General features: G+C 59.1%; 18 protein-coding genes. 9 read left to right on the top strand and 9 right to left on the bottom strand.

Features of this window, described 5'->3' with window-relative positions:
* Positions 1 to 22 precede the first annotated feature (22 nt).
* Both QN370_RS04485 and QN370_RS04490 read left to right on the top strand, forming a co-directional pair.
* Positions 23 to 2836, top strand: a complete 2814-nt coding sequence (locus QN370_RS04485) for a valine--tRNA ligase (protein WP_322126413.1) — start codon at positions 23 to 25, stop codon at positions 2834 to 2836.
* 24 nt (positions 2837 to 2860) lie between these two features.
* On the top strand, positions 2861 to 3304 hold the full coding sequence (locus QN370_RS04490) for a DUF2147 domain-containing protein (RefSeq protein ID WP_322126412.1): 444 nt from the start codon (positions 2861 to 2863) through the stop codon (positions 3302 to 3304).
* Positions 3305 to 3756: 452 nt separating this feature from the next.
* Here QN370_RS04490 and waaF read toward each other — a convergent pair whose 3' ends face one another.
* Positions 3757 to 4791: a lipopolysaccharide heptosyltransferase II gene (gene waaF, locus QN370_RS04495; RefSeq protein ID WP_322127208.1), complete on the bottom strand. Its 1035-nt coding sequence runs from the start codon at positions 4789 to 4791 to the stop codon at positions 3757 to 3759.
* Positions 4792 to 4861: 70 nt separating this feature from the next.
* On the bottom strand, positions 4862 to 6598 hold the full coding sequence (msbA, locus tag QN370_RS04500) for a lipid A export permease/ATP-binding protein MsbA (protein WP_322126411.1): 1737 nt from the start codon (positions 6596 to 6598) through the stop codon (positions 4862 to 4864).
* Positions 6599 to 6760: 162 nt separating this feature from the next.
* Here msbA and QN370_RS04505 point away from each other — a divergent pair, with 162 nt between their 5' ends.
* On the top strand, positions 6761 to 7576 hold the full coding sequence (locus QN370_RS04505) for a glycosyltransferase family 2 protein (protein ID WP_322126410.1): 816 nt from the start codon (positions 6761 to 6763) through the stop codon (positions 7574 to 7576).
* Here QN370_RS04505 and QN370_RS04510 read toward each other — a convergent pair.
* Positions 7573 to 8208, bottom strand: coding sequence for a TetR family transcriptional regulator (locus QN370_RS04510; RefSeq protein ID WP_322126409.1), 636 nt, complete (start codon positions 8206 to 8208; stop codon positions 7573 to 7575). The two genes, QN370_RS04505 and QN370_RS04510, sit on opposite strands and share 4 nt — an antisense overlap.
* A 195-nt stretch (positions 8209 to 8403) precedes the next feature.
* On the opposite strand from QN370_RS04510, the gene QN370_RS04515 reads away from it, so the two are divergent.
* The 4 genes from QN370_RS04515 to QN370_RS04530 all read left to right on the top strand — a co-directional run bounded on the left by QN370_RS04515 (position 8404) and on the right by QN370_RS04530 (position 16193).
* Positions 8404 to 9645 (top strand): efflux RND transporter periplasmic adaptor subunit, encoded by a 1242-nt coding sequence (locus tag QN370_RS04515; protein ID WP_322126408.1) that lies wholly within the window; start codon positions 8404 to 8406, stop codon positions 9643 to 9645.
* Positions 9646 to 9657: 12 nt separating this feature from the next.
* Positions 9658 to 12810 (top strand): efflux RND transporter permease subunit, encoded by a 3153-nt coding sequence (locus QN370_RS04520; protein WP_322126407.1) that lies wholly within the window; start codon positions 9658 to 9660, stop codon positions 12808 to 12810.
* Positions 12807 to 14210 (top strand): efflux transporter outer membrane subunit, encoded by a 1404-nt coding sequence (locus QN370_RS04525; RefSeq protein ID WP_322126406.1) that lies wholly within the window; start codon positions 12807 to 12809, stop codon positions 14208 to 14210. Before QN370_RS04520 ends, QN370_RS04525 begins: the two co-directional genes overlap by 4 nt.
* A 186-nt stretch (positions 14211 to 14396) precedes the next feature.
* Complete coding sequence (locus tag QN370_RS04530; RefSeq protein ID WP_323581680.1) at positions 14397 to 16193, top strand: bifunctional metallophosphatase/5'-nucleotidase; 1797 nt, start codon at positions 14397 to 14399, stop codon at positions 16191 to 16193.
* A gap of 29 nt (positions 16194 to 16222) precedes the next feature.
* On the opposite strand, the gene QN370_RS04535 is transcribed toward QN370_RS04530, so the two are convergent.
* The 4 genes from QN370_RS04535 to QN370_RS04550 form a co-directional block, all read right to left on the bottom strand.
* The gene (locus tag QN370_RS04535) at positions 16223 to 16888 is read right to left on the bottom strand and encodes a MotA/TolQ/ExbB proton channel family protein (RefSeq protein ID WP_322126404.1); all 666 of its coding nucleotides are present in this window, start codon (positions 16886 to 16888) and stop codon (positions 16223 to 16225) included.
* Between the two features lie 80 nt (positions 16889 to 16968).
* Positions 16969 to 19359: a TonB-dependent receptor gene (locus QN370_RS04540; protein WP_322126403.1), complete on the bottom strand. Its 2391-nt coding sequence runs from the start codon at positions 19357 to 19359 to the stop codon at positions 16969 to 16971.
* Positions 19360 to 19422: 63 nt separating this feature from the next.
* Positions 19423 to 20163 carry a TonB family protein gene (locus QN370_RS04545; protein WP_322126402.1) on the bottom strand — a complete coding sequence of 247 codons (741 nt, stop codon included), beginning with the start codon at positions 20161 to 20163 and terminating at the stop codon, positions 19423 to 19425.
* 3 nt (positions 20164 to 20166) lie between these two features.
* The gene (locus tag QN370_RS04550) at positions 20167 to 20574 is read right to left on the bottom strand and encodes a biopolymer transporter ExbD (protein WP_322126401.1); all 408 of its coding nucleotides are present in this window, start codon (positions 20572 to 20574) and stop codon (positions 20167 to 20169) included.
* On the opposite strand from QN370_RS04550, the gene QN370_RS04555 reads away from it, so the two are divergent.
* Both QN370_RS04555 and QN370_RS04560 read left to right on the top strand, forming a co-directional pair.
* Positions 20573 to 20929: a hypothetical protein gene (locus tag QN370_RS04555; RefSeq protein WP_323581681.1), complete on the top strand. Its 357-nt coding sequence runs from the start codon at positions 20573 to 20575 to the stop codon at positions 20927 to 20929. The two genes, QN370_RS04550 and QN370_RS04555, sit on opposite strands and share 2 nt — an antisense overlap.
* Positions 20930 to 20967: 38 nt before the next feature.
* Positions 20968 to 21189 carry an AbrB/MazE/SpoVT family DNA-binding domain-containing protein gene (locus QN370_RS04560; protein ID WP_322126399.1) on the top strand — a complete coding sequence of 74 codons (222 nt, stop codon included), beginning with the start codon at positions 20968 to 20970 and terminating at the stop codon, positions 21187 to 21189.
* A gap of 128 nt (positions 21190 to 21317) precedes the next feature.
* Here the strand turns inward: QN370_RS04560 and QN370_RS04565 are convergent, their stop codons facing one another.
* Together QN370_RS04565 and QN370_RS04570 are read right to left on the bottom strand one after the other, a co-directional pair.
* Positions 21318 to 21635, bottom strand: a complete 318-nt coding sequence (locus QN370_RS04565; RefSeq protein ID WP_322126398.1) for a CcdB family protein — start codon at positions 21633 to 21635, stop codon at positions 21318 to 21320.
* A gap of 1 nt (position 21636) precedes the next feature.
* Positions 21637 to 21882 carry a type II toxin-antitoxin system CcdA family antitoxin gene (locus tag QN370_RS04570; protein WP_322126397.1) on the bottom strand — a complete coding sequence of 82 codons (246 nt, stop codon included), beginning with the start codon at positions 21880 to 21882 and terminating at the stop codon, positions 21637 to 21639.
* Positions 21883 to 21935 lie beyond the last annotated feature (53 nt).

Raw genomic sequence — 21935 nt, forward strand, 5'->3', positions numbered from 1 at the left:
AGTTCACCCTCAGAGAATTTTCATGGAATTAGCCAAGTCGTTCGAGCCCGCCGAAATTGAAAAGCACTGGCGTACCACGTGGGAAGAGCGCGGTTATTACGGTGCCACCCTCGACGCAGACAAACCCGCCTTCAGCATTCAATTGCCGCCACCGAACGTCACCGGCACGCTGCACATGGGTCACGCTTTCAATCAAACCATCATGGATGGCCTGACCCGTTTTCATAGGATGAGTGGTTTTAATACCCTTTGGGTTCCCGGCACCGACCACGCTGGTATCGCCACACAGATCGTCGTCGAACGCCAACTCGATGCCCAAAAACTCTCACGCCATGACCTCGGCCGCGAAAAATTCGTCGAGAAAGTCTGGGAGTGGAAAGAACAATCCGGCTCGACCATCACCGGGCAGATGCGCCGGATGGGTGCCTCGACCGACTGGAACCGCGAATACTTCACGATGGACCCGAAACTCTCGGGCACCGTCACTGAAGTGTTCGTACGGCTGTTCGAGCAGGGCCTGATCTATCGCGGCAAGCGACTGGTGCACTGGGATCCGGTACTGGGGACGGCGGTATCAGACCTCGAAGTCGTGTCGGAGGAAGAAGACGGTTTCATGTGGCATATCCGTTATCCGCTGGCTGATGGCAGCGGGCATTTGACGGTGGCGACGACGCGTCCCGAAACCCTGCTCGGCGACAGCGCCGTCGCGGTCGATCCAACCGATGTGCGCTATGCGCACCTGATCGGCAAAATGCTTACGCTGCCGCTGTGCGATCGCGAGATTCCGATCATCGCCGACAGCTATGTCGACAAGGAATTCGGCACCGGTTGCGTGAAGATCACGCCGGCGCATGACAACAACGACTATGCCGTGGGTCAGCGCCATCAACTGGCGATGATTAACATCTTCACGCTGGACGCAAAGATCAACGAGAACAGCCCGGCCAAATATCAGGGCATGGACCGCTTCGTGGCACGCAAGGAAATCGTGGCTGACCTTGATGCGCAAGGATTGCTCGATAGTGTCAAGCCGCACAAGCTGATGGTGCCGCGCGGCGACCGTACCGGCGTGGTGATCGAGCCAATGCTGACCGATCAATGGTTCGTGGCGATGTCGAAGCCGGCACCGGAAGGCACGCATTTTCCGGGCAAATCGATCGCCGAAGTCGCGCTGGAGAAAGTCGCCAGCGGCGAAGTGAAGATGATTCCCGAGAACTGGACCAGCACCTATAACCAGTGGCTCAACAATATCCAGGACTGGTGTATTTCGCGTCAGCTCTGGTGGGGCCATCAAATCCCGGCCTGGTATGACGAGGACGGCAAGATCTATGTCGCCCGCACCGAAGCCGAGGCGCAGGCACAAGCGCCAGGCAAGACGCTGCGCCGTGATGCCGATGTACTCGACACCTGGTTTTCGTCGGCGCTGGTGCCGTTCTCGACACTGGGCTGGCCAGAAGAAACGCCCGACTACAAGATGTTCCTGCCCTCGACGGTACTGGTGACCGGCTTTGACATTATCTTTTTCTGGGTTGCGCGAATGGTGATGATGACCACGCACTTCACTGGCAAGGTGCCATTTGACACGGTCTACGTGCATGGTCTGGTGCGCGATGGCAGTGGCCAGAAAATGTCCAAGTCGAAGGGCAATACGCTGGACCCGATCGACCTGATTGATGGCATAGCCCTCGACGCACTGGTCGCCAAGCGCACCACGGGCCTGATGAATCCGCGTGACGCAACCAAGATCGAAAAAGCTACCCGCAAGGAATTCCCGGATGGCATTCCGGCTTTCGGCACCGATGCGCTGCGCTTCACGATGGCCAGTTATGCCTCGCTCGGTCGCAACATCAACTTTGATCTGGCGCGCTGCGAGGGCTATCGCAACTTCGGCAACAAACTGTGGAATGCCACGCGCTTCGTGCTGATGAATACGGTCGACAAGGATTGTGGCGTCGAAGAACGCGATGACCCCGACTACCTCGAGTTTTCACAAGCGGATCGCTGGATCGTGTCGCAACTGCAGCGCACCGAAGCCGACGTCGCCAAGGGTTTTGCCGACTACCGCTTCGACAATATCGCGTCGTCGATCTACAAGTTCATCTGGGACGAGTACTGCGACTGGTACCTTGAACTGGCCAAGGTGCAGATTCAGCACGGCAATGACGCGCAACAGCGCGGCACCCGTCGCACGCTGTTGAAGGTACTCGAAACCACGCTGCGCCTGGCCCATCCGATCATCCCGTTCATCACCGAAGAACTGTGGCAAACCGTTGCGCCGCTGTCGGGCAAGGTGCTCGACCCGGCCGGTGATTCGATCATGATGCAGGCCTATCCGGTCGCAGCGCCAGACAAGATCGACGAAGCCGCCGAAGGCTGGATGTCGCAACTCAAGACGATGACCGATGCCTGCCGCAACCTGCGCGGCGAGATGCAGTTGTCCCCTGCGGTACGGGTGCCGCTGATCTTGGAGACCGCTGCCGGTGCCGAGGCGGCACAACTGCAATCGTTCGCACCCTTCCTGCAGGCGCTGGCCAAACTGTCGGAGGTGCAGGTGGTTGATGCGCTGCCGGAATCACCGGCACCGGTATCCATCGTTGGCAATGCGCGGATGATGCTCAAGGTTGAAATCGATGTGGCGGCCGAACGCGAGCGTCTGCTCAAGGAAATTACTCGTCTCGAAGGCGAGATCACCAAGGGCCATGCCAAACTGGGCAACGAAGCCTTTGTGGCGCGGGCACCGGCAGCGGTCGTGCAAGGCGAACAGGACCGACTGGCTGGCTTCATCAGCACGCTGGAAAAACTCCGTGAACAGTTTGCCAAATTGCCGGTAACCTGAGTGCTCCACCACAAGGAGACACGCATGTTCAAGACAAAAAACCTGGCGGCACTGACCGTCGGACTGTTGCTGGCTGCTGGCGCACTAGCCCAGAGTTCGCCGGTCGGACTCTGGAAAAGCATCGACGACGGCAATGGCAAACCGAAAGCGCTGATCCGCATCAGCGACAGCAACGGCGAACTGAAAGGCAAGATCGAAAAAATCTTCCCGTCGACCGACGACAACAATCCGAACTGCGACAAATGCGAAGGCGCCAACAAGGGCCAACCCATCCTTGGCATGACAATCATCAACGGCATGCGCGCCGAAGGCAGCGAATTCAGCGGCGGCACCATTCTTGATCCGGGCAATGGCAAGGTCTACAAGAGCAAGATGACACTCAGCGACGAAGGCAAAAAACTCAATGTGCGCGGGTACATCGGCATGCCGCTGCTGGGGCGCACGCAGGTGTGGTTGCGGGAGGAGTGATTCGGGGGGATGTTCGGGGCAAGCGGTTGAGGTTGATGTTGATGTTGATGTTGATGTTGATGTTGATGTTGATGTTGACGTGGCAGTTGACGTTGACCTGTTCCGCATTGAGACAGCTGCCAAAAACGGTAGTCAGGCAAGGGATAAGAGGGGCGCATGTCTGAGCGAAGCGAGTTTGCGACCCTCCCCTTGCCTGACTACCGTTTTTGGGAACCCGAAGGGCAGCAGTCTCGCGGTCGCCTTTTTCTTGGTTACTTCTTTTTGGCGAAGCAAAAAGAAGTGACCGGCTGCCGGGCCGCCCCCGGCTTGGTCGTGGCGGAGCACATACAGAATCATCAACCGCAGTCAGCGCATTCGGTGCAATGCCCTTCGGTTATTGCACCCTACGTCCTGGCGGAGCGCCTAAAATTTCAACATCCGACGGCCATGACGGAGCGGCCGCACGGCGCGTCTTACGCCGCCACCGCTGCCCCATCCATCTCCCGCAACGCCTCCAACACCACCTCCGCAGAAATATCCTTCATGCACCGATGATGCCCCAGCGGACATTCCCGCTGCTTGCAAGGCGCGCACTCCAGCGCCAGATAAATCGTACGAACCACATCGGCGAACGGCGGCGCATGGGCCGGGTCCGTCGGTCCGTACAGCGCCACAATCTTGCGGTTGAGTGCCGAGGCAATATGCAGCAAGCCAGAGTCGTTGCTGATCACCGCATCGGCCTTCGCGATCAAGGCAATCGCCTCCTCCAGCGCGGTGCTGCCGGCCAGATTGGTGACGAACGGCGCGATGGTCGTGATCGCATCACCGACCGCACGATCTTTTTCCGAACCGAGAATGACGACCTGCACATCAGGAATGGCCTGCTGCAGCATCACGGCCAGCTCGGCAAAATGCGTGATCGGCCAGCGCTTGGCCGAACCGAATTCGGCTCCCGGCGCAAACACCACCAGTGGTCTTGCGGCATCCAGTTTCGCCGCTTGTACCACCGCGGCCACTCGCGCTGTATCCACAGTGAGCTTCGGCCGTGGCAATTCGGACGGCTGCGGGACCGATGGTGCCGGCGAGTTGGCTAATGCCGCATAAAACGCCACCATCGGTCGCGGCAGCTGCTTGTCGTCACGATGCAGCATGTTGAGCAATCCGTAGCGCGATTCACCGACATAGCCGATCCGCTGCGCGATGCCAGACAGCCACGGGATCAGTGCGAACTTGAACGTATTGGGCAGCACGTAAGCCGCGGCGTAATCGCGCTCACGCAGTTGGCGCGCACAACGCCAGCGTTCGCGTAGCTGCAGCGCACCGTGCCGAAAAGAGGTGTCGATCACGCTATCAACTTCCGCCATCGCACGCCATACCGGCGCGACCCAGGCCGGGGCCAGCACATCGATGGGCCGTTCCGGATGGGCCAGCTTGAGCAGTGTGAGCAGCGGCTGCGCCATCACGGCGTCGCCGATCCAGTTGGGGGAAATAATCAGCGTGCGGGTCACTTGCGCGCCGCGCAAGCTGAAACCAAACCAGTGGCGGCACAACTAAATAAGGTCGGTCTTTGCAGGTTTTTCAAGCGACTTCCTTTTCAAACTGCAAATGGTGCAGGCTAGCGTAGACGCCATCGCGCGCCAGAAGTTCGGCGTGCGTACCTAATTCGACAATATGACCGCTGACCAGCACGACGATGCGGTCAGCCCGTTCGATGGTCGACAGCCGATGCGCAATGACCAGCGTGGTGCGATTCTGCATCAGGTCGACCAGGGCCGACTGGACGGCGCGTTCGGATTCGTTATCGAGCGCCGAGGTCGCTTCGTCGAGGATCAGGATCGGGGCGTCCTTGTAGATCGCGCGGGCAATTGCCATGCGCTGGCGCTGGCCACCGGACAAACGACTGCCGTTGTCGCCTATCGGCGTATCGAAGCCCTTCGGCAACGCTGCAATCATCTCGGTCAGATGGGCTGCACTGGCCGCCGCTTCAACGCGTTCGCGATCAGGTGCCGGATCACCGTAGGCGATATTGGCCGCTACCGTATCGTCAAACAGCACGACATTCTGGCTGACCATCGCCATCTGCGAGCGCAGGCTATGCAGCGACAGGCTTTCGAGCGGTGCGCCATCGAGCAGGATCTGGCCCGATTGCGGGGTATGGAAACCCGGCACCAGATTGACCAGTGTCGATTTGCCGCCACCCGAGATACCGACGAAAGCAATTGTTTCGCCGGGATGAATGGTCAGCTGGATGTTGGCCAGCGCCGGCAACGTCTGCTCGGGATAGGCAAAGCAGACATCCTTAAATTCAATGTGACCAACCGAACGACCAACCAGCGCGACGCCGCTGGTGCGCTCAGGCGGCGTGTCGATCAGCGCGAAGACCGCTTCGGCAGCAGCGATGCCGCGTTGCAGCGGACCGTTGACTTCGGCCAGATGCTTGAGCGGCGTGAGCAGCATCAGCATGGCGGTGATGAACGACACGAAACCACCGGCGGTAATCTGGTTCTGGCCGGACTGCAACAGCGCAATCACGATCACCACCGAAACCGCGCACGACGCCATGACCTGCGTGATCGGCACGGTCGCGGCGAAGGTACTGGCCATGCGCATCGAATAATTGCGCAGCTTGATGGCGCGCTGCTCGAAGCGGTTTTTTTCATAGTCATGACCACCAAAAATCTTGATGACCTGCTGGGCGCGGGTGGTTTCTTCGATGACCTGGGTCAGCTCGGCATTGACGTCGAGGAAGTCGCGCGTGAGCTTGCGCAGCCGCTTGCCGGTCAGGCGCACGACGATGGCCATCAGCGGCAGCAACACCAGCGCAACGATGGTCAGACGCCAGTTCAGCCACAGCAAAAATGCCAGCAACACCATCACGGTCAGGCTGTCGCGGATCAGCGATGTGAAGACTTTGGTCACCATTTCGATGATTTGCTGGACCTCGAACATCATCGAGTTGATGACCCGACCGACTGAGGTGCGCTCATAGAATTGCGCCGGCACATCGAGCAGGCGGCTAAACATCTGGCGTCGCAGGATGTTGAGCAGATGGGTCGAGACCCAGGTCATCATGTAGGTGGTCAGGAAAGTCGAAATACCGCGCAGTACGAACATGCCGATCACGGCGACAGGAACCGTCCACAACGGGATGGTCGACTTGCCGACGAAGCCATTGTCGAGCAGGGTTTTCATGACAGCCGGGAACATCGGTTCGGTCGACGCGGTCACGGCCATACCCAGGAAAGCCAGCCCGAGGCGGCCTCTGAATGGTTTGAGCATGCGCGCCAGGCGCAGCAGGTGAGGTGAAAATTTCATCGGGGACTTTGCAAAATGAGCTGGCAGGAATGGCCGGCGAAAGCGTTTACAATCCGTCGGACCGGTTGCCGCCGTGGCAGCACGCCGGGATGTGTCCTGATAGCCATTACTGGCACCGGACAACCACTCTGCGCAGAAATGTGCGATCCCACTTTAGGCGTTATGAAACTCTCTGTCATTGTCATCACAAAAAATGAGGCACGCAATATCGGCGCCTGCATGGACAGCGTCGGATTTGCAAACCAGTGGATTATAGTGGATTCAGGTAGCACGGACGGCACTGTCGGCCTGGCCCGCACCGCGGGTGCCAGTGTCATCGAGACCACCGACTGGCCCGGTTTCGGTCCACAAAAAAATCGCGCCCTGGCCGCCGCCGAAGGGGACTGGATTCTGTCGCTGGATGCCGACGAGCGTATCACGCCGGCGCTGCGCGACGAAATATTGGCCATCATCGCCGCCCCGCAACACGATGCGTACGCGCTGCCGAGACTGTCCAGTTTCTGTGGTCAGTTCATCCGCCACTCGGGCTGGTACCCGGATCACGTGGTGCGGTTATGGCGACGTGGCAGCGGGCGCTTTTCGGATAGCCTGGTACATGAACGGGTACTGGTCAACGGCGGCAAGATCGGTTACCTGCACAATCCGATCATCCATTACAGCTACCGTGACGACGGCGATTTCTTGCGCAAGCTCGAACACTACTCGGAGCTCGGTGCACGCCAGGCCTTTGCTGCCGGCAAACGCGGCACGCTGCGCAAGGCCTTCGCCCACGCGCTATCAGCATTTTTGCGCTCATTTGTATTCAAACGCGGTTTTCTTGATGGCCGTGCGGGACTCATTGTTGCACTGTGCGCGGCCGAAACCACCTATCACAAGTATTTCAAGCTGATGCTGCTGACCCAGTATGAAAACGGTTCCGTGCGCGATGCCGACGTCTTTGAACGCGCCAGCACGCCACCGCCGCCATCAGAGGATTAAACAGTCCGCAGCGATGGCGCGCAGCGCAACATCTCAAAGCAGGCATCCACCAGCCGTCCTACCTGACCACCAAGATCAAAACTCTGCGGCGAAAACAGCCAGTTATTGATCAGGCCATCGAGCATCGCATGCAGGCTGACGGTGGCCAGATGGGTATCAAGACTTTCCGGCAACTGACCTTGCACGCAGGCCAGCTTCAACAAGCGTTCGATATTGTGCATGCAGTCATCGAAGCCTTCGTGCTGGCGCACCCGGATCGGGTCATCCACATGGACCAGCTCGCACTTGTGAAAGATCACTTCGAATACCCGCCGCGTCTGCGGATTGTGAACGATGTCATTGATCGCAAACACGATACTGGCACGCAACTGGGCTAGCGGTTCCCGGTCGGGACGATCCGCGGTTTCCAGCACCATTGCTTCGAGCGGTAAGTGCGCTCGCTCACACATGGCATTAAACAAATCCCCCTTGTTCTTGAAATGCCAGTAAATTGCTCCACGGGTAACTTTTGCGGCTAGCGCCACATCCGCCAGCGAGGTACGGGTCACGCCTTGGGCGTGAAAAACATGTTCAGCGGCATCAAGGATGCGGCTGCGGGTTTCCAGTGCTTCTTCTTTGGTCGATCGGGACATGATTGCCTGGATAAAATAGTGCGCATTGCGCCGCACAATACATACATCATTGAATGTATGTATACTACCATCCAACTAGAATTGGCAGGCACGCATGAATCAGAGCGCGATGTCATGCACTGCACCATTCTTAGCGACCCATGCCACACCCGCACTTACACCTTAAACAGCAACACCTTCCATTGCGAGAATTCCATGCGTCTATCCCGACCTGATTCCACGTTGCGCTTGAGCGCTTCCCTGTTGCTGCTCGCGGCGCTTGCCGCCTGCGGCGAAAAATCTCCGGCCAAAACGGCTGCGGCTCCACCACCCACCGAAGTGGCCATCGTCACGGTCACGCCGGGCAGCATGGCCGTGACCACCGAACTGCCAGGCCGCGTCGAAGCCAGCCGCATCGCCGAAGTGCGTGCCCGCGCTGCGGGGATCGTTCAGAAACGGGTGTTCCGGGAAGGCAGTGAAGTCAAGGCTGGCGACGTGTTGTACCGGATCGATCCGGCACCGTTCAAGGCCGCCTACGACAGCGCTCAGGCAGTGGTCGCCAAGGCCGATGCGAACCTGGCACAAACAACATTGAAAGTGCAACGCTACGAACCGCTGGTCAAAACCAACGCCATCAGCAAGCAGGAATACGATGATGCCGTGACGGCAAAAACACAAGCCAGTGCCGACCTCGCCGCCGGCAAGGCCGCACGCCAGGTCGCCAGTCTGAATCTGGGCTACGCCACGGTGACCGCACCGATTTCCGGCCGTATCGGCCGTGCACTGGTGACCGAAGGCGCGTTGGTCGGCCTGGGTGAAGCAACACCGCTGGCGATGGTCCAGCAAGTCGATCCGGTCTACGTCAACATGACGCAGTCGAGCATCGAAGTGCTGCGCCTGCAACGTGCAATGGCCAGCGGCCAGTTGCAAAGCGCCGGCAAGGGACTGGCTAAAGTGACGCTGATGACCGAAGACGGCAAAACGTACTCGCAAACGGGCAAGCTGCTGTTTTCCGACCTGAGCGTCGATGCAAGCTCGGGTGCCATCACGCTGCGCGCCGAATTCCCGAACCCGGACCGACTGCTGCTGCCGGGCATGTACGTCCGTGCCAAGATCGAACAAGCCATTAACGAATCCACCATCACGGTGCCGCAACAAGCCGTTCAGCGCACGGGCAAGGAATCGACCGTGATGCTGGTCGGAGCCGAAGACAAAGTGGTCGTGCAACCAGTCAAGACGAGTACTTCGCAAGGCAATCTCTGGATCGTTACCGACGGCCTGAAGGCCGGCGACAAGGTCATCGTCGAAGGCTTCCAGAAAGTCAAACCCGGCGCGGTCGTGAAAGCAGTCCAGTGGAAAGAACCTGCCGCCGCTGATGCCGCTCCTGCCGCTCCTGCCACGCCAGATGCCCCGGCCGCCGGAGCCAAGCCGGCACCGGCTGCCGCTGCAGCGAAATAAGGAGCCCTCCGAATGGCACAATTTTTCATTGACCGACCGGTCTTCGCCTGGATGCTGGCACTGTTCATCGTGCTGGCGGGTGCGCTCTCCATCACGACGCTGCCCGTATCGCAATACCCTTCCATCGCTCCACCTTCTGTCGTCATCGCTGCGACCTACCCGGGTGCGTCTGCCCAGTTACTCGATGACAGCGTCACCAGCCTGATCGAACAGGAAATGAATGGTGCCGAGGGCTTGAAGTACATGGAATCGCAAAGCCAGGCCAATGGCCAGGTCCGCATTACCGTGTCGTTCGAGCCGGGCATTGATCCCAATCTGGCAGCAGTCGATGTCCAGAACCGCCTGAAACGGGTCGAGGCACGCTTGCCGCAAGTCGTCACGCAGCAGGGTGTGCAGGTCACCAAATCACGCAGCAACATCCTGCTGTTTGCGTCCCTGTCGTCGACCGACGGCAAGACCGATCCGATTGCACTGGGTGACTACATCTCGCGCAACATCCTCAATGAGATCAAACGCGTACCGGGCGTCGGCGAAGCCCAGCTGTTCGGCACCGAACAGGCCATGCGCATCTGGCTCGACCCGGCCAAGCTGATCGGCTACAAGCTGACCACCGCCGATGTCACCAACGCCGTACGTGCACAAAATGCCCAGGTCACCGCCGGTACGCTGGGCGAATTGCCCAGCCCCACCACGCAACAGTATTCGGCACCGATCATCGTCACTGGCCAGCTGGAAACGCCGGAAGAATTCGGCAAGATCGTTCTGCGCGCCAATCCGGACGGTTCGACAGTGCTGCTGCGCGATGTGGCTCGCATCGATATCGGTGGCCAGGCCTACGGTACATCGGCGCGCCTGAACGGCAAGCCGACCGCCGCGATCGCGGTGCAGTTATCACCATCCGGCAATGCCCTCGGCACCGCCACGGCCGTGATCGCCAAGATGGAAGAACTGTCGAAGTTCTTCCCGGAAGGCATTCGCTACGACATTCCGTATGACACCTCGACCTTCGTCAAGATTTCGATCGAAGAAGTCGTCAAGACACTCGTCGAGGCCATCATATTGGTGTTCCTGGTGATGTATCTGTTCCTGCAAAATTTCCGCGCCACGCTGATCCCGACCATCGTCGTGCCAATTGCCCTGATGGGGACGTTCGGCGTGATGGCGCTATTCGGCTTTTCGATCAATGTGCTGACGATGTTCGGTATGGTGCTGGCCATCGGTATTCTGGTCGATGACGCGATCGTGGTGGTTGAAAACGTCGAGCGCATCATGAGCGAAGAAGGCCTGTCGGCGCGCGACGCCACCCGCAAGGCCATGGGCCAGATCACCGGTGCCATCATCGGTATCACCTTGGTCCTGATTGCCGTGTTCCTGCCAATGGCACTGTTCGGCGGCGCGGTCGGGGCGATTTACCGGCAATTTTCATTGTCGATGGTGTCCTCGATGGCATTCTCCGCACTGCTGGCGCTGACACTGACGCCGGCACTCTGCGCGGCCATCCTGAAGCCGGTCGAAGCCGGTCATCACGCCGAAAAGAAAGGTTTCTTCGGGTGGTTCAATCGTGGCTTTGGCCGCACTGCCAAGGGTTACCAGGGTTTTGTCGGCAAGATGCTCAACGGCACATTGCGCTACATGCTGATCTATGGCGTCATCCTGCTGGTCGTCGGTTTCCTGTACACCCGTCTGCCATCGGCGTTTCTGCCGACCGAAGATCAGGGCTACATCGTTACCAACGTCGTGTTGCCAGCCGGTGCCAGTACTGGACGGACCTTGAAAGTACTTGAAGAAGTCGAAAACTTTTACCTCAAGCAGCCTGAAGTGGCCCGTACCGTCGCCGTCGCCGGATACAGTTTTTCGGGTAATGGCCAGAATGCCGGTCTGGTATTCGTGCCGATGAAAGACTGGAGCGAGCGTAATGCCGACCAGTCAGCCAGTGCACTGGCCGCCCGCGCGCTGGGCGAATTCTCGAAGATCAAGGATGCCATCGTATTCCCGGTCACGCCGCCACCCATTCCCGAACTGGGCAACGGCACCGGCTTCACGTTCCGTCTGCAGGATCGCGCCGGTCTCGGCCATGCTGCGCTGGTCGATGCGCGTAACCAGTTGCTCGGCCTCGCGGGCCAGAGCAAGGTACTGGCTGGCGTACGTCCGGAAGGACTGGACGATGCGCCACAACTGCAACTCGACATCGACCGCGACAAGGCCAATGCCCTTGGCGTCGCGTTTGCCGACATCAACACCACGTTGTCGACCGCACTCGGCTCGTCGTACATCAACGACTTCCCGAGCAGAGGTCGCCAGCAACGCGTGATCGTGCAAGCCGATGCGCCGGAACGCCAGCAACCGTCCGACCTGCTCAAGCTGTATGTCCGTAGCAGCAGCGGTGCCATGGTGCCGATGTCGTCGTTCGCGACCTCGCACTGGATCGTCGGTCCGGTGCAACTGGTGCGCTACAACGGCTATCCGGCCATGAAGATTTCGGGCGATGCAGCACCGGGTCGCAGTTCCGGTGAAGCACTGATCGAGATGGAAAGTCTGATGAGCCAATTGCCAGCCGGCTTCGGTTACGAATGGACCGGTCAGTCACTGGAAGAAAAAACTTCCGGTTCGCAAGCGCCGGCACTGTTCGCGCTGTCGCTGCTGATCGTCTTCATGGTGCTCGCTGCGCTTTATGAAAGCACCACGATCCCGATCGCGGTCTTGCTGGTGGTGCCACTCGGGGTGCTCGGTGCGCTGCTCGGTGCCAGCATCCGCGGCTTGCCCAACGATGTGTATTTCAAGGTGGGCCTGATCGCCACGATCGGCCTGTCGGCCAAGAACGCGATTCTGATCATTGAGTTCGCCAAGGACCTGCAGGCGCAGGGCAAGAGTGTCATCGATGCGACGCTGGAAGCCGTCCACCTGCGCTTCCGTCCGATCATCATGACCTCGCTGGCGTTCATCCTTGGTGTGCTGCCGCTGGTGCTGGCATCCGGTGCCGGTTCGGCCGGTCAACGCGCCATCGGTACCGGCGTGATGGGCGGGATGATTACCGCGACGGTATTGGCCGTGTTCTTTGTGCCCGTATTCTTCGTGATCATCCGTACCTTCTTCAAGGGCAGCGAGCGTGAGCGCAAGCTGGCACTGGCCGCCCACCATGAATCCAAGCAGGGAGAACAAGAATGACCCGGTTGACTTTACTACTGCTCGCCGCCGGCCTGCTGAGCGCGTGCTCGCTGGCACCGCTGTATGTGCAGCCTGCCGCGCCGGTGGCGGCCACGTTTGTCGGCGACGCCGACGGCTCGGCGATTGCGGCCGACACCGGCTGGCGCACGTTTTTCCCGGATCAGCGGCTGCAAGCGCTGATCACGGCCGCACTGATCGACAACCGCGACCTGCGCACTGCAGCGCTGCGCATCGAAGAAGCACGTGCGCTGTACAACGTGCAGTCGGCCGACTTGCTGCCAAACATCAACGGCACGGCCAGCGGTGCGCGCGCCCGCGTCCCGGGTTCGCTCTCGATGACCGGGCAACCGACCACCGGCGGCACCTATCAGATCGGCTTTGGCCTGGCCTCATTCGAGCTGGACTTCTTTGGTCGGGTACGCAGCCTCAACGACGCGGCACTGGCGCAATACCTGGCCACCTCCGAAGCGCGGCTGTCGGTGCAGATCAGTCTGGTGTCCGAAGTCGCCAAGGCCTATCTGGCCGAACGCGGCTATGACGAACAGCTGACGCTGGCGCGACAAACGCTTGAAGGTCGCTTGCAAGCCTACCAACTGGCGCAACAGCGCTATGACGTCGGTGCCTCGTCGGAACTCGACTTGCGCCTGTCCGAAACACTGGTGCAAACAGCCCGCGTGTCGCAACTGACGCTGCAACGCCAGCGCGCCCAGGCCAGCAACGCCCTGACGCTGCTGGTCGGCCGCGCCACCACCGACCTGCCGCCTGCGACCTTGCTGTCCGAAGAAAACATCACCACCAGGATCGCCGCCGGCCTGCCCTCCGACCTGATGATGCGCCGGCCCGATATCCGTGCCGCAGAACAGCGCCTGAAGTCGGCCAATGCCAACATCGGTGCGGCGCGTGCGGCCTTCTTCCCGCGCATTTCGCTGACCGCCGCCGCCGGATCGAGCAGCAATGCGCTGTCGGGTCTGTTCGATGCCGGTTCCGGCAGCTGGTCGTTTGCACCGCAACTGGTGCTGCCGATCTTTGATGCCGGACGCAATCGCAGCAATCTGACACTGGCACAGGTCCGTACCGACCTCGCCGTGGTCGATTACGAAAAGGTCATCCAGATCGCTTTCCGTGAAGTCTCGGATGCACTGGTAGCCCGAGGATTGCTGGACGAGCAGGTCGGTGCCCAGCAAGCTGTCGTGTCGGCCCAGACCGTGCGACTGACGCTGGCGCAACAGCGCTTTGACAACGGCATCGCCAGCGCCCTCGACGTCGTCGATGCGCAGCGCGAGCTATTCATTGCGCAGCAAGGGCTGGTCCAGATCCGCCAGCTCAGGTTGACCAATGCAGTGGACTTGTACCGCTCGTTGGGTGGCGGGTTGACGGAGACGACAGGCCAGCCAGGATAATCATGGCGCGGCAAGCCTGAACAGCTTGCTGCACCATGCGCGACATCCTCACCCCGACGCCCGGACTTACCTCCGGGCGTTTCTACGATACCTGTCCGCACGGCACCACTTGTCATACCAACGTCACTGATCAAAACTACACTCCCACTTTTTGGTGAGTGCCAGCTGGCACAAGAGGACAGACGGATGACACAACGCATTTTTTTTCGCATCAGCCAACTGGCGATCGCGGTTTCGCTGGCTGCCTGCAGCAGCAGCGGCACGGACCAGCTATCGGCACCGGTGCGGGTCTCGCTTATTGGACTCAATGACTTTCACGGTAACCTGCAACCACCACCGGGGACCGTGCCCGTCAGGGCCGAGGGCAAAGATGACAGCAGCCAGGTTGCGGCAGGCGGTGCCGCGTATCTGGCGTCGCTGGTGGCCAGTCTCAAGGCACAGAATCCCGGCAATACCCTCGTCGTCGGTGCCGGCGACATGATCGGCGGGTCGCCGCTGGTGTCGAGCCTGTTCCATGATGAACCGACCATTGATGTGCTTGGCGCTATCGGACTGGATCTGTCGTCGGTCGGCAATCACGAATTCGACAAGGGACGCAACGAGCTGTTGCGCATGCAGCATGGCGGATGCTACCCACGCTCAGCCGATGGCAGTCGCGGCGTGGTTGGCGTCGATACCTGCATGACCGATGGCCGCTTTGACGGCGCAAAATTCCAGTATCTGGCCGCCAACGTCATCGACCAGAAGACCGGCGCGACGCTGTTTCCGGCCTATCACATCAAGACCGTCGGTGGCGTGAAGGTCGGTTTCATTGGACTGACACTGAAGGACACGCCGTCGGTAGTCACGCCAGCCGGTGTCGCCGGCCTGCGCTTTAATGATGAAGTCGCCACCATCAACGCACTGATCCCGACCCTCAAGCAACAAGGCACGTCGGCCATCGTCGTACTGATTCATCAGGGCGGTGCCACTACCGCGACGACCATCAACGACAAGACCTGCCCGGGCTTTGCCGGCGACATCGTCGACATTGCCGACCGGCTCGACCCCGCAGTCGATGTCATCATCAGCGCCCACACGCACCAGGAATATGTCTGCTTCCGTCCCGATGGCAAGCTGGTGACCCAGGCCGGATTTTATGGACGGATCGCGACCAGCATCGAACTGATGATTGATCCGGCCAGCAAAAAAGTGATCCGCAAGGACGCCAACAATGTCGCCACCATCAATGACGTCGGGGCCAGAGATGCCGCTGGCGCACTGATCCCGCTGCCAGTTGGCTACGCCGCACAAAAGAGCGATCGCGCCACCAGCGCACTGATACAGCGCTATGTCGACCTGACCGCTCCGATCACCAGCGCCGTCGTCGGCAAGATCAGCGGCGCACTCAATCGCAAGACCAGCAGCGCCGGCGAAAGTACGCTGGGCAATGTCGTCGCCGATGCCTTCCTGGCCGCCAGCTCGGACAGCACCTATGGGACGAAGCCGGCGCAAATCGCCTTCACCAATCCGGGCGGAGTCCGGGCGGATCTCGACGGTGGATTGCAGATCACGTTTGGCCAGCTGTATGCGGTCCAGCCCTTCGGCAATAATCTGGTGACGATGGATATCACTGGCGCGCAATTGCGGCGCTTGCTTGAGCAGCAGTGGGAAGGCAAGTCAGGCGGTGGCCGCGTGCTCCCTGTTTCGGCCGGCTTTACCTACAGCTGGGATGCCAGCGTGCCAGCCGGTGCGGCACCCGGCACCGGCAACCGGGTGGTTCCCGGCTCGATGAAACTGCAGGGCGTGCCCATCGATGCAGCAACGACCTATCGCATTACGGTCAACAACTTCATGGCCTCTGGTGGCGATAATTTCTCGGTCCTCAACCACGGCACCCACGTGCAGCAAGGCATCTCGGACGTCGATGCCACCAGTGCTTATTTCAAGGGACGCGACATGGTCACGGTGCCACGCCTTGATCGGATTACCCGACTGAACTGACGGCCACAGGCCAGGCCGCCGCGCTCACATCAGGCGGCCTGCAACTTGCCTGTTTCGATCAGGGTACGGGATGCAGCGGCGGACGTGGTCGTTGCCGGTCCGACGAAGCGACCGACGCAGGCGCGCAGCATCAATACTTTCAGATGGTCATTGATACGCTCGATGCGCTCCTGATACAGGTTGAAAAAAAACATCCCGACGACGGCAATGCCAATACCCAGCGCGGTCGCATACAGCGCCGTGCCGATGCCTTGCGACACCGCGCCCGGATCAGAAACGCCCGACACGGCCAGCGCCTTGAAGGTGTCAATGATGCCGAGAATCGTGCCCAGCAATCCCAGCAGCGGCGCGGCGGTGACGATGGTGTCGAGAATCCACAGCCGGTGCTGGACTGCGCCGCGATTGGCGATGTACACCGACTCACTGAAATCTTCCAGATCCTTGTCGGTAGCGAGTTCATGCTTGACCGACAGAATGTCCGAGACCAGCGTCATCGGCAGGCTGGGACGCGCCGTCAATTCCGCAGGTAATTCACGCACGTGCTGCACCGCATGCGTCATGGCTTTTTCCAGCTTGACGGCCTGGCGCAACGTATAGTCAAAAAACAGACCGCGTTCGACAATGACAAACAGCGCCAGCGCAGCACAGCCGTACATCAGATAAAACGCGATATCGTGAAATAGTTGCATGTTCATGGAACGACTTTCAACGCCCGCAGGCGATGGAGGGTGAAGATCGCGGCGCACCGAAGCCCGCCGCGATCGGGGAACGACCGTTAGAAATCTGCCGTCAGGGCCAGACTGAGACTGCGCGGTGCGCTCACGTACAACGACGGTGCCTTCGCCGTGATCGCACCGATGGCGACCGCGTTGGTGGTGAAGGCGCTACCGCTACCCGAATTGAGGCTCAGGTACTGCTGCTGAAAAACGTTGTTGACGTTAAAACGCAGCATCGGTTTTTTCAGCCAGTTCGTTGACGGGAAGGTATAACCGGCACCCGCATTGACCACCGTGTAGCCAGCGAGACTATCGTCATTGACCAGCGTGCTGTAACGCTTGCCGGTGTACTTGGCCTGACTGAACACGTACCAGCTATCCTGCGCGTACTGCACGCTCAGGCCGCTCAGCCAGTTCGGGGTATCCGGGAATTCCTTGCCGGAGGTTGGCAACGCGGTAGTCGCCGATACCGGCAAGTCTTTTTTCATCTTGCTCTTGATGTAGGACAGCGAACCATAGACGCTCAGGTTCTTGTTCAGTGCATAGCCCGATTCCAGTTCCAGTCCCTTCGAGCTGGCATCACCGACATTGATGTCGACGGTGGTGGCGGTATCCGGGTTGAACGCCGAGGAGATACGGTTGCGATAGTCAATGAAGAAGGCCGATCCGGACAGCGTCAACCGGTCATTGACGTAGCGGTAACCGAGGTCATAGTTGACGGAGGTTTCCTTGTCGACCGGCACATTGCGCACCGACCCGCCGGTGTAGACACCGTTGACGACAGTGCCGCCGGAGAGCAGACCGAAGTACGAAAAATTACCCGGTGCCTTGAAGTTTTTCGCGGCATTGAAGAAGACCGAATCGGTTGTCGACAATTGATAACGCACACCCACACTTGGCAACAGATCCGAATAGGATTTCTTCAGGGTGTAAAAGCCCTGCGCCGACTGACTCGGATTATTGGTGAAATCGCGATCGATACTCGAATAGCGGGCACCGAGTTGCAACGTCAATTTATCTTGCAGCAGACTGATGCTGTCCTGGGCGAATAACGACTTGCCCGTGCTGATGGTCAGCGTGTCACGACTCTGGACGGTGCTGCCATCCTGATTCTTGAGCCACTGGCTAGAGTTCTCGAGCCAGACATCGGCGTTGCCGTTGTTGTCGGTCGGGGTGAACGGACCGGTCTGCTGATGGCGCGCGCGCTCGTACCAGTAACCGACCATCAGGCGATGGTTATCCAGTTGCTGGTTGAACTTGACCGTCACGCCAGGACGATAGGTGCGGGTCACGCTGCCGTTGTAGGCAAAGACGGTATCGCGGGTATCGGCATCGCCGTTGGCATCACGGATGCCACCACCCAGCTGATTCCCGGCGCTGCCTTCGGCAACGGTTTTCAATTCATTACCGCCCGTGCCATAGCCGTACCACATGTAGGGATTGACATCCACGCTGGAGGTTGGTGTCAGAACAAAATGCGCGTTCATCGTGGCCAGCCAGTTCTTGAACGGATTCAGGTTATAGCCGTAGTACCCATTATTGTCGCCCACATTGATGCCGGCATTCGGTGCAAAGGTCGAATCGTTTTGGACGCCGACGCCGCCAGGCTGATGGATCGGTGCCACGGTACCGAAGTCGAGGTTGCGTCCGAACTGGGCAATCTGGCTCTTGGTCAGCGTGCGATAGTTGTTGTTGAGTGCCTTGTTGTACATGAACGAGGCATCGATAAAGCTGCCGCCGTTCAACGTGAGCTTGCTGTTGAAATCAACGTGCTCTTTTACCGCACCGCCCAGGCCCTTGAACTTGTCTGCCTCGGCCTTCGAGTACGAAATGAAAAATTTGAAGCGATCGTCAAACAGCTTGCCGGAATCGACGCGCAGATAACCACGGCGCAAATTATTCGACCCCACACTGAGCGAGGTCCGCACGCGCTGCAGGTCTTCCGGCGTACACATGGTCATGCCGATATTGCCGCCGGTGGCGCCGACGTGCGGCGCTTCGGTGTCGGTCGAACCTTGCGTGACAAAAATATCGCAGAGGTTTTCGGTATCGGTATATTCCTGCGGGTAGACTGCGAAACTGCCGGAATCGTTGACCGGCGCACCATTGATCGTGAAGCCAAGCTGGTCGCTGTTAAAGCCGCGCACACGGATGGTGCCGCCGAACAGACCAGTGCCATCGACATCAAACGTATTGACGCCTGGCAGCAAACTGAGCATCTGGAACGGATTGCTGGTCGCGCCCTGCTTTTCCATGTAGGTGCGATTGACCGAACTGCGTGCCTTGGACGAATCTTCCTGCTGGATCAAGCCAGTGCTCTGCGCACTGCCCGCCTCATCCTGCACCGTGACCTTGCCCACGTCAGTGGTGTCGGCTGCAAAGACCATCGGACTGGTCGCGATGAAGAGACCGGAAATCAGCAACGAGAGCTGAGTTGTCTTGTAACGCATGGTGTTACTCCCTGAGAGTTTTTGGTTTGAAATCAACGATGAAAAAGAAATCGGTACGACAGATCAGGCAGCAGGGACGAATTCCAGCTCGGCGCTGAAGCGGTGGCTCGCCTCACCCGCCCAGCTCGCCTCCGGAAACGCTGCAAAGGTGGCGCGGTTGATGGTCTTGCGGGCGGCATCATCGAGCAGCATCGAATTCGAGGATTGCTCCAGACCGACCTCGACCACGCTGCCATCGCGCCGCAGCACGAACCAGAGCTTCACCTTGCCAACCGGCCGAAGCTGGCTGGCCTCGCGACCGGTGGGATAGCGCTTGATGCGATTGAGATGGGCGTGCAATGTCGCGATGTAGTCGGCATCGGGGCTCACCGCTCTGGCTTTGACCGCGACTTCGGTTGGCACCACGGCCGCCTTGGTTACCACGGCGGGCTCTGCGGGAACGACTGGCGCGACCGCTTGCGCGGTGGCTTTTGACGGTGCGGAAACCACCGGCAAATCGCTTGGCGCAGCGCTGGTTAGCGTCGGCGTCGCAGGTCGTGCTGGTGTGACGGGCGGGGTCACAGGTGGGGTCACAGGTGGGGTCACAGGTGGGATCACAACGGGACGCGGGATGGGCGCAGGTGCAGGTGCAGGCACGACCGGCTCCGGCGCGACCAGCGCAATCTGCACGAGTGACTCATCGTGCGGCGGCGAGATCGCTGGCGTCTTGCTCATGCCAACAAGTATCAGCAGCAGCAGGATACCCAGCGACGGCAGCGTGGCGACGGTGTCTCTGAAGCGGAAAAAAAACGGTGTCGTGTTCACGCGTCAGGGCTTGCGGGTGGCAATGGAGATCGATTCAAAGCCGTTCTGTTTCAGAGTATCCATCACCTCGACGAGTCGCTGCACCTCCACGCCACGGTCACTGTTGACGATGACGTTGAGCTTGTCGCCAGATTTTTTTTGCTGGTTCAATCGTGCTGCCAGTGCAGTAATCGGCGTATCGACCCCATCGACTTGCAATGCATCCTGCAGCCCGATCGTGATGATGGCTTTTTTCTGCGGCGTCAGATCTTGCGAACTGCTGGCACTAGGCAGGTTGGTTTTCAAGCCCAGCGCCGGGATCACATTCAGACTGATGAGCACAAAAAATACCATCAGAAACATCATCACGTCGATCATCGGAATGATTTCAACACGCGCCTTGCGCTTCTTCGGTTCGTCCCAGCTCCGCATGTTCCTGCTCCGATTAAGTCCCTGCCCTCAGCAACGAAATTTGCTAACTGGCATAACTTATATTTTCGGACTGGATAGTAACGACGAATTATTTCGTCAACATTACACAGATGGTGACCTTGGCACAGAAACTGATTGGGTCAACCAGGGATCCTGCGGCATGGCACTTGACCGGCATAACAGTATCTACGCGCTGGTGCGGCCGATCTTTGATGCCGAACGCAATCGCACCAACCTGACGTTGGCGCAAGTGCGCACCGATCTCGCCGTGATCGATTACAAAAAAGTCATTCAGGTTGTTGCAAGTGCGGTTCCGCCAAAAGCACGAGGAGGGTTTGACGACACATCGCGGTGAGGTAAGATCAAAACACTTCCCTCTTCGTGAACAACACCATGGAAACAGTCAAACTCTCCAGCAAAGGTCAGATCGTTATTCCGAAAGCGATGCGGGATGACTTGCACTGGCCTGCCGGCACGGAACTTATTATCAGGTCGACGGCAACCGGACTGACACTGACGCCCTCCACGCACTTCCCGAAAACGATTTCAGCGGAAGTCCGTGGTTTCCTGGCGAAACCAGGACGGACCTTACCCAACGACGATGCCAGCAAATAAACACACCTCAGCGTGTAGGGTGCAATAACCGAAGGGCATTGCACCCTACGCGCTAGCGGGGGACAGGATCAGAGCAAGCGCTGCAAGGCTCAATCGCATCACCGACCTGCCCGCTGAACCTTCTCAAACTAAAAGCCGCCAAACAGTCGGTCTAGCGACACCATGATCGCGGACTGGCTGAGTGAAAGCGACGTCACGGATGTCTTCAGTACATTGCTCGGTATCGCAGCAAGTTGCGGCGTATCGAGCAGGCAAGCAATGCCTTCAATGACAAAAACCGGAATCAAATCTTTTGGCAAGGCGACCGGCGGAAATGCATCAATACGCCGCAGCGGAATAACGATGCGCGTGTGCAGCGCATCAAGATAATTGCTCTGTACATCCAGCAGGTAAGGAACTGAGACTTGGTGATTGCCTGGGTTGCGATACACGTCAAAGCGCGGCATTTTAAAAAGCGCGCCACTTTGTCAAGGGTAATCCTTCGGCATCGACGGTCTGGTTATAGGCCCGTACGAAATCGGCGTTATCCACCGCCCAGCACCGTTTGCGCTCGACACGGATCGCGTCCTGGAGCAAGCGTTCGCAAGTTTGCGAAACATTCATTCCCAACGCCATGGCTTCGTTGACTACCGCAAGTGACAGAGTGATATGCGTGGCTGGTTCGGTAACGTTTTTTGGTGAGGCAGGGCTCATGGCAATTCCTTGTGAGTCAACCAACGCACATCATAAATCAATATAAACAAGTC

It is taken from the genome of Actimicrobium sp. CCI2.3 (genome assembly GCF_035019065.1).
In the GTDB taxonomy this organism is placed as follows: Bacteria; Pseudomonadota; Gammaproteobacteria; order Burkholderiales; family Burkholderiaceae_D; genus Actimicrobium.

Excerpts from the sequence above, each read along its gene's own strand:
- QN370_RS04485 (WP_322126413.1), top strand. The coding sequence starts at position 23 with ATGGAATTAGCCAAGTCGTTCGAGCCCGCCGAAATTGAAAAGCACTGG.
- QN370_RS04490 (WP_322126412.1), top strand. The coding sequence starts at position 2,861 with ATGTTCAAGACAAAAAACCTGGCGGCACTGACCGTCGGACTGTTGCTG.
- msbA (WP_322126411.1), bottom strand. The coding sequence starts at position 6,598 with ATGAAATTTTCACCTCACCTGCTGCGCCTGGCGCGCATGCTCAAACCA.
- QN370_RS04505 (WP_322126410.1), top strand. The coding sequence starts at position 6,761 with ATGAAACTCTCTGTCATTGTCATCACAAAAAATGAGGCACGCAATATC.
- QN370_RS04510 (WP_322126409.1), bottom strand. The coding sequence starts at position 8,208 with ATGTCCCGATCGACCAAAGAAGAAGCACTGGAAACCCGCAGCCGCATC.
- QN370_RS04515 (WP_322126408.1), top strand. The coding sequence starts at position 8,404 with ATGCGTCTATCCCGACCTGATTCCACGTTGCGCTTGAGCGCTTCCCTG.
- QN370_RS04520 (WP_322126407.1), top strand. The coding sequence starts at position 9,658 with ATGGCACAATTTTTCATTGACCGACCGGTCTTCGCCTGGATGCTGGCA.
- QN370_RS04525 (WP_322126406.1), top strand. The coding sequence starts at position 12,807 with ATGACCCGGTTGACTTTACTACTGCTCGCCGCCGGCCTGCTGAGCGCG.
- QN370_RS04530 (WP_323581680.1), top strand. The coding sequence starts at position 14,397 with ATGACACAACGCATTTTTTTTCGCATCAGCCAACTGGCGATCGCGGTT.
- QN370_RS04535 (WP_322126404.1), bottom strand. The coding sequence starts at position 16,888 with ATGAACATGCAACTATTTCACGATATCGCGTTTTATCTGATGTACGGC.
- QN370_RS04540 (WP_322126403.1), bottom strand. The coding sequence starts at position 19,359 with ATGCGTTACAAGACAACTCAGCTCTCGTTGCTGATTTCCGGTCTCTTC.
- QN370_RS04555 (WP_323581681.1), top strand. The coding sequence starts at position 20,573 with ATGTTCCTGCTCCGATTAAGTCCCTGCCCTCAGCAACGAAATTTGCTA.
- QN370_RS04550 (WP_322126401.1), bottom strand. The coding sequence starts at position 20,574 with ATGCGGAGCTGGGACGAACCGAAGAAGCGCAAGGCGCGTGTTGAAATC.
- QN370_RS04560 (WP_322126399.1), top strand. The coding sequence starts at position 20,968 with ATGGAAACAGTCAAACTCTCCAGCAAAGGTCAGATCGTTATTCCGAAA.
- QN370_RS04565 (WP_322126398.1), bottom strand. The coding sequence starts at position 21,635 with ATGCCGCGCTTTGACGTGTATCGCAACCCAGGCAATCACCAAGTCTCA.
- QN370_RS04570 (WP_322126397.1), bottom strand. The coding sequence starts at position 21,882 with ATGAGCCCTGCCTCACCAAAAAACGTTACCGAACCAGCCACGCATATC.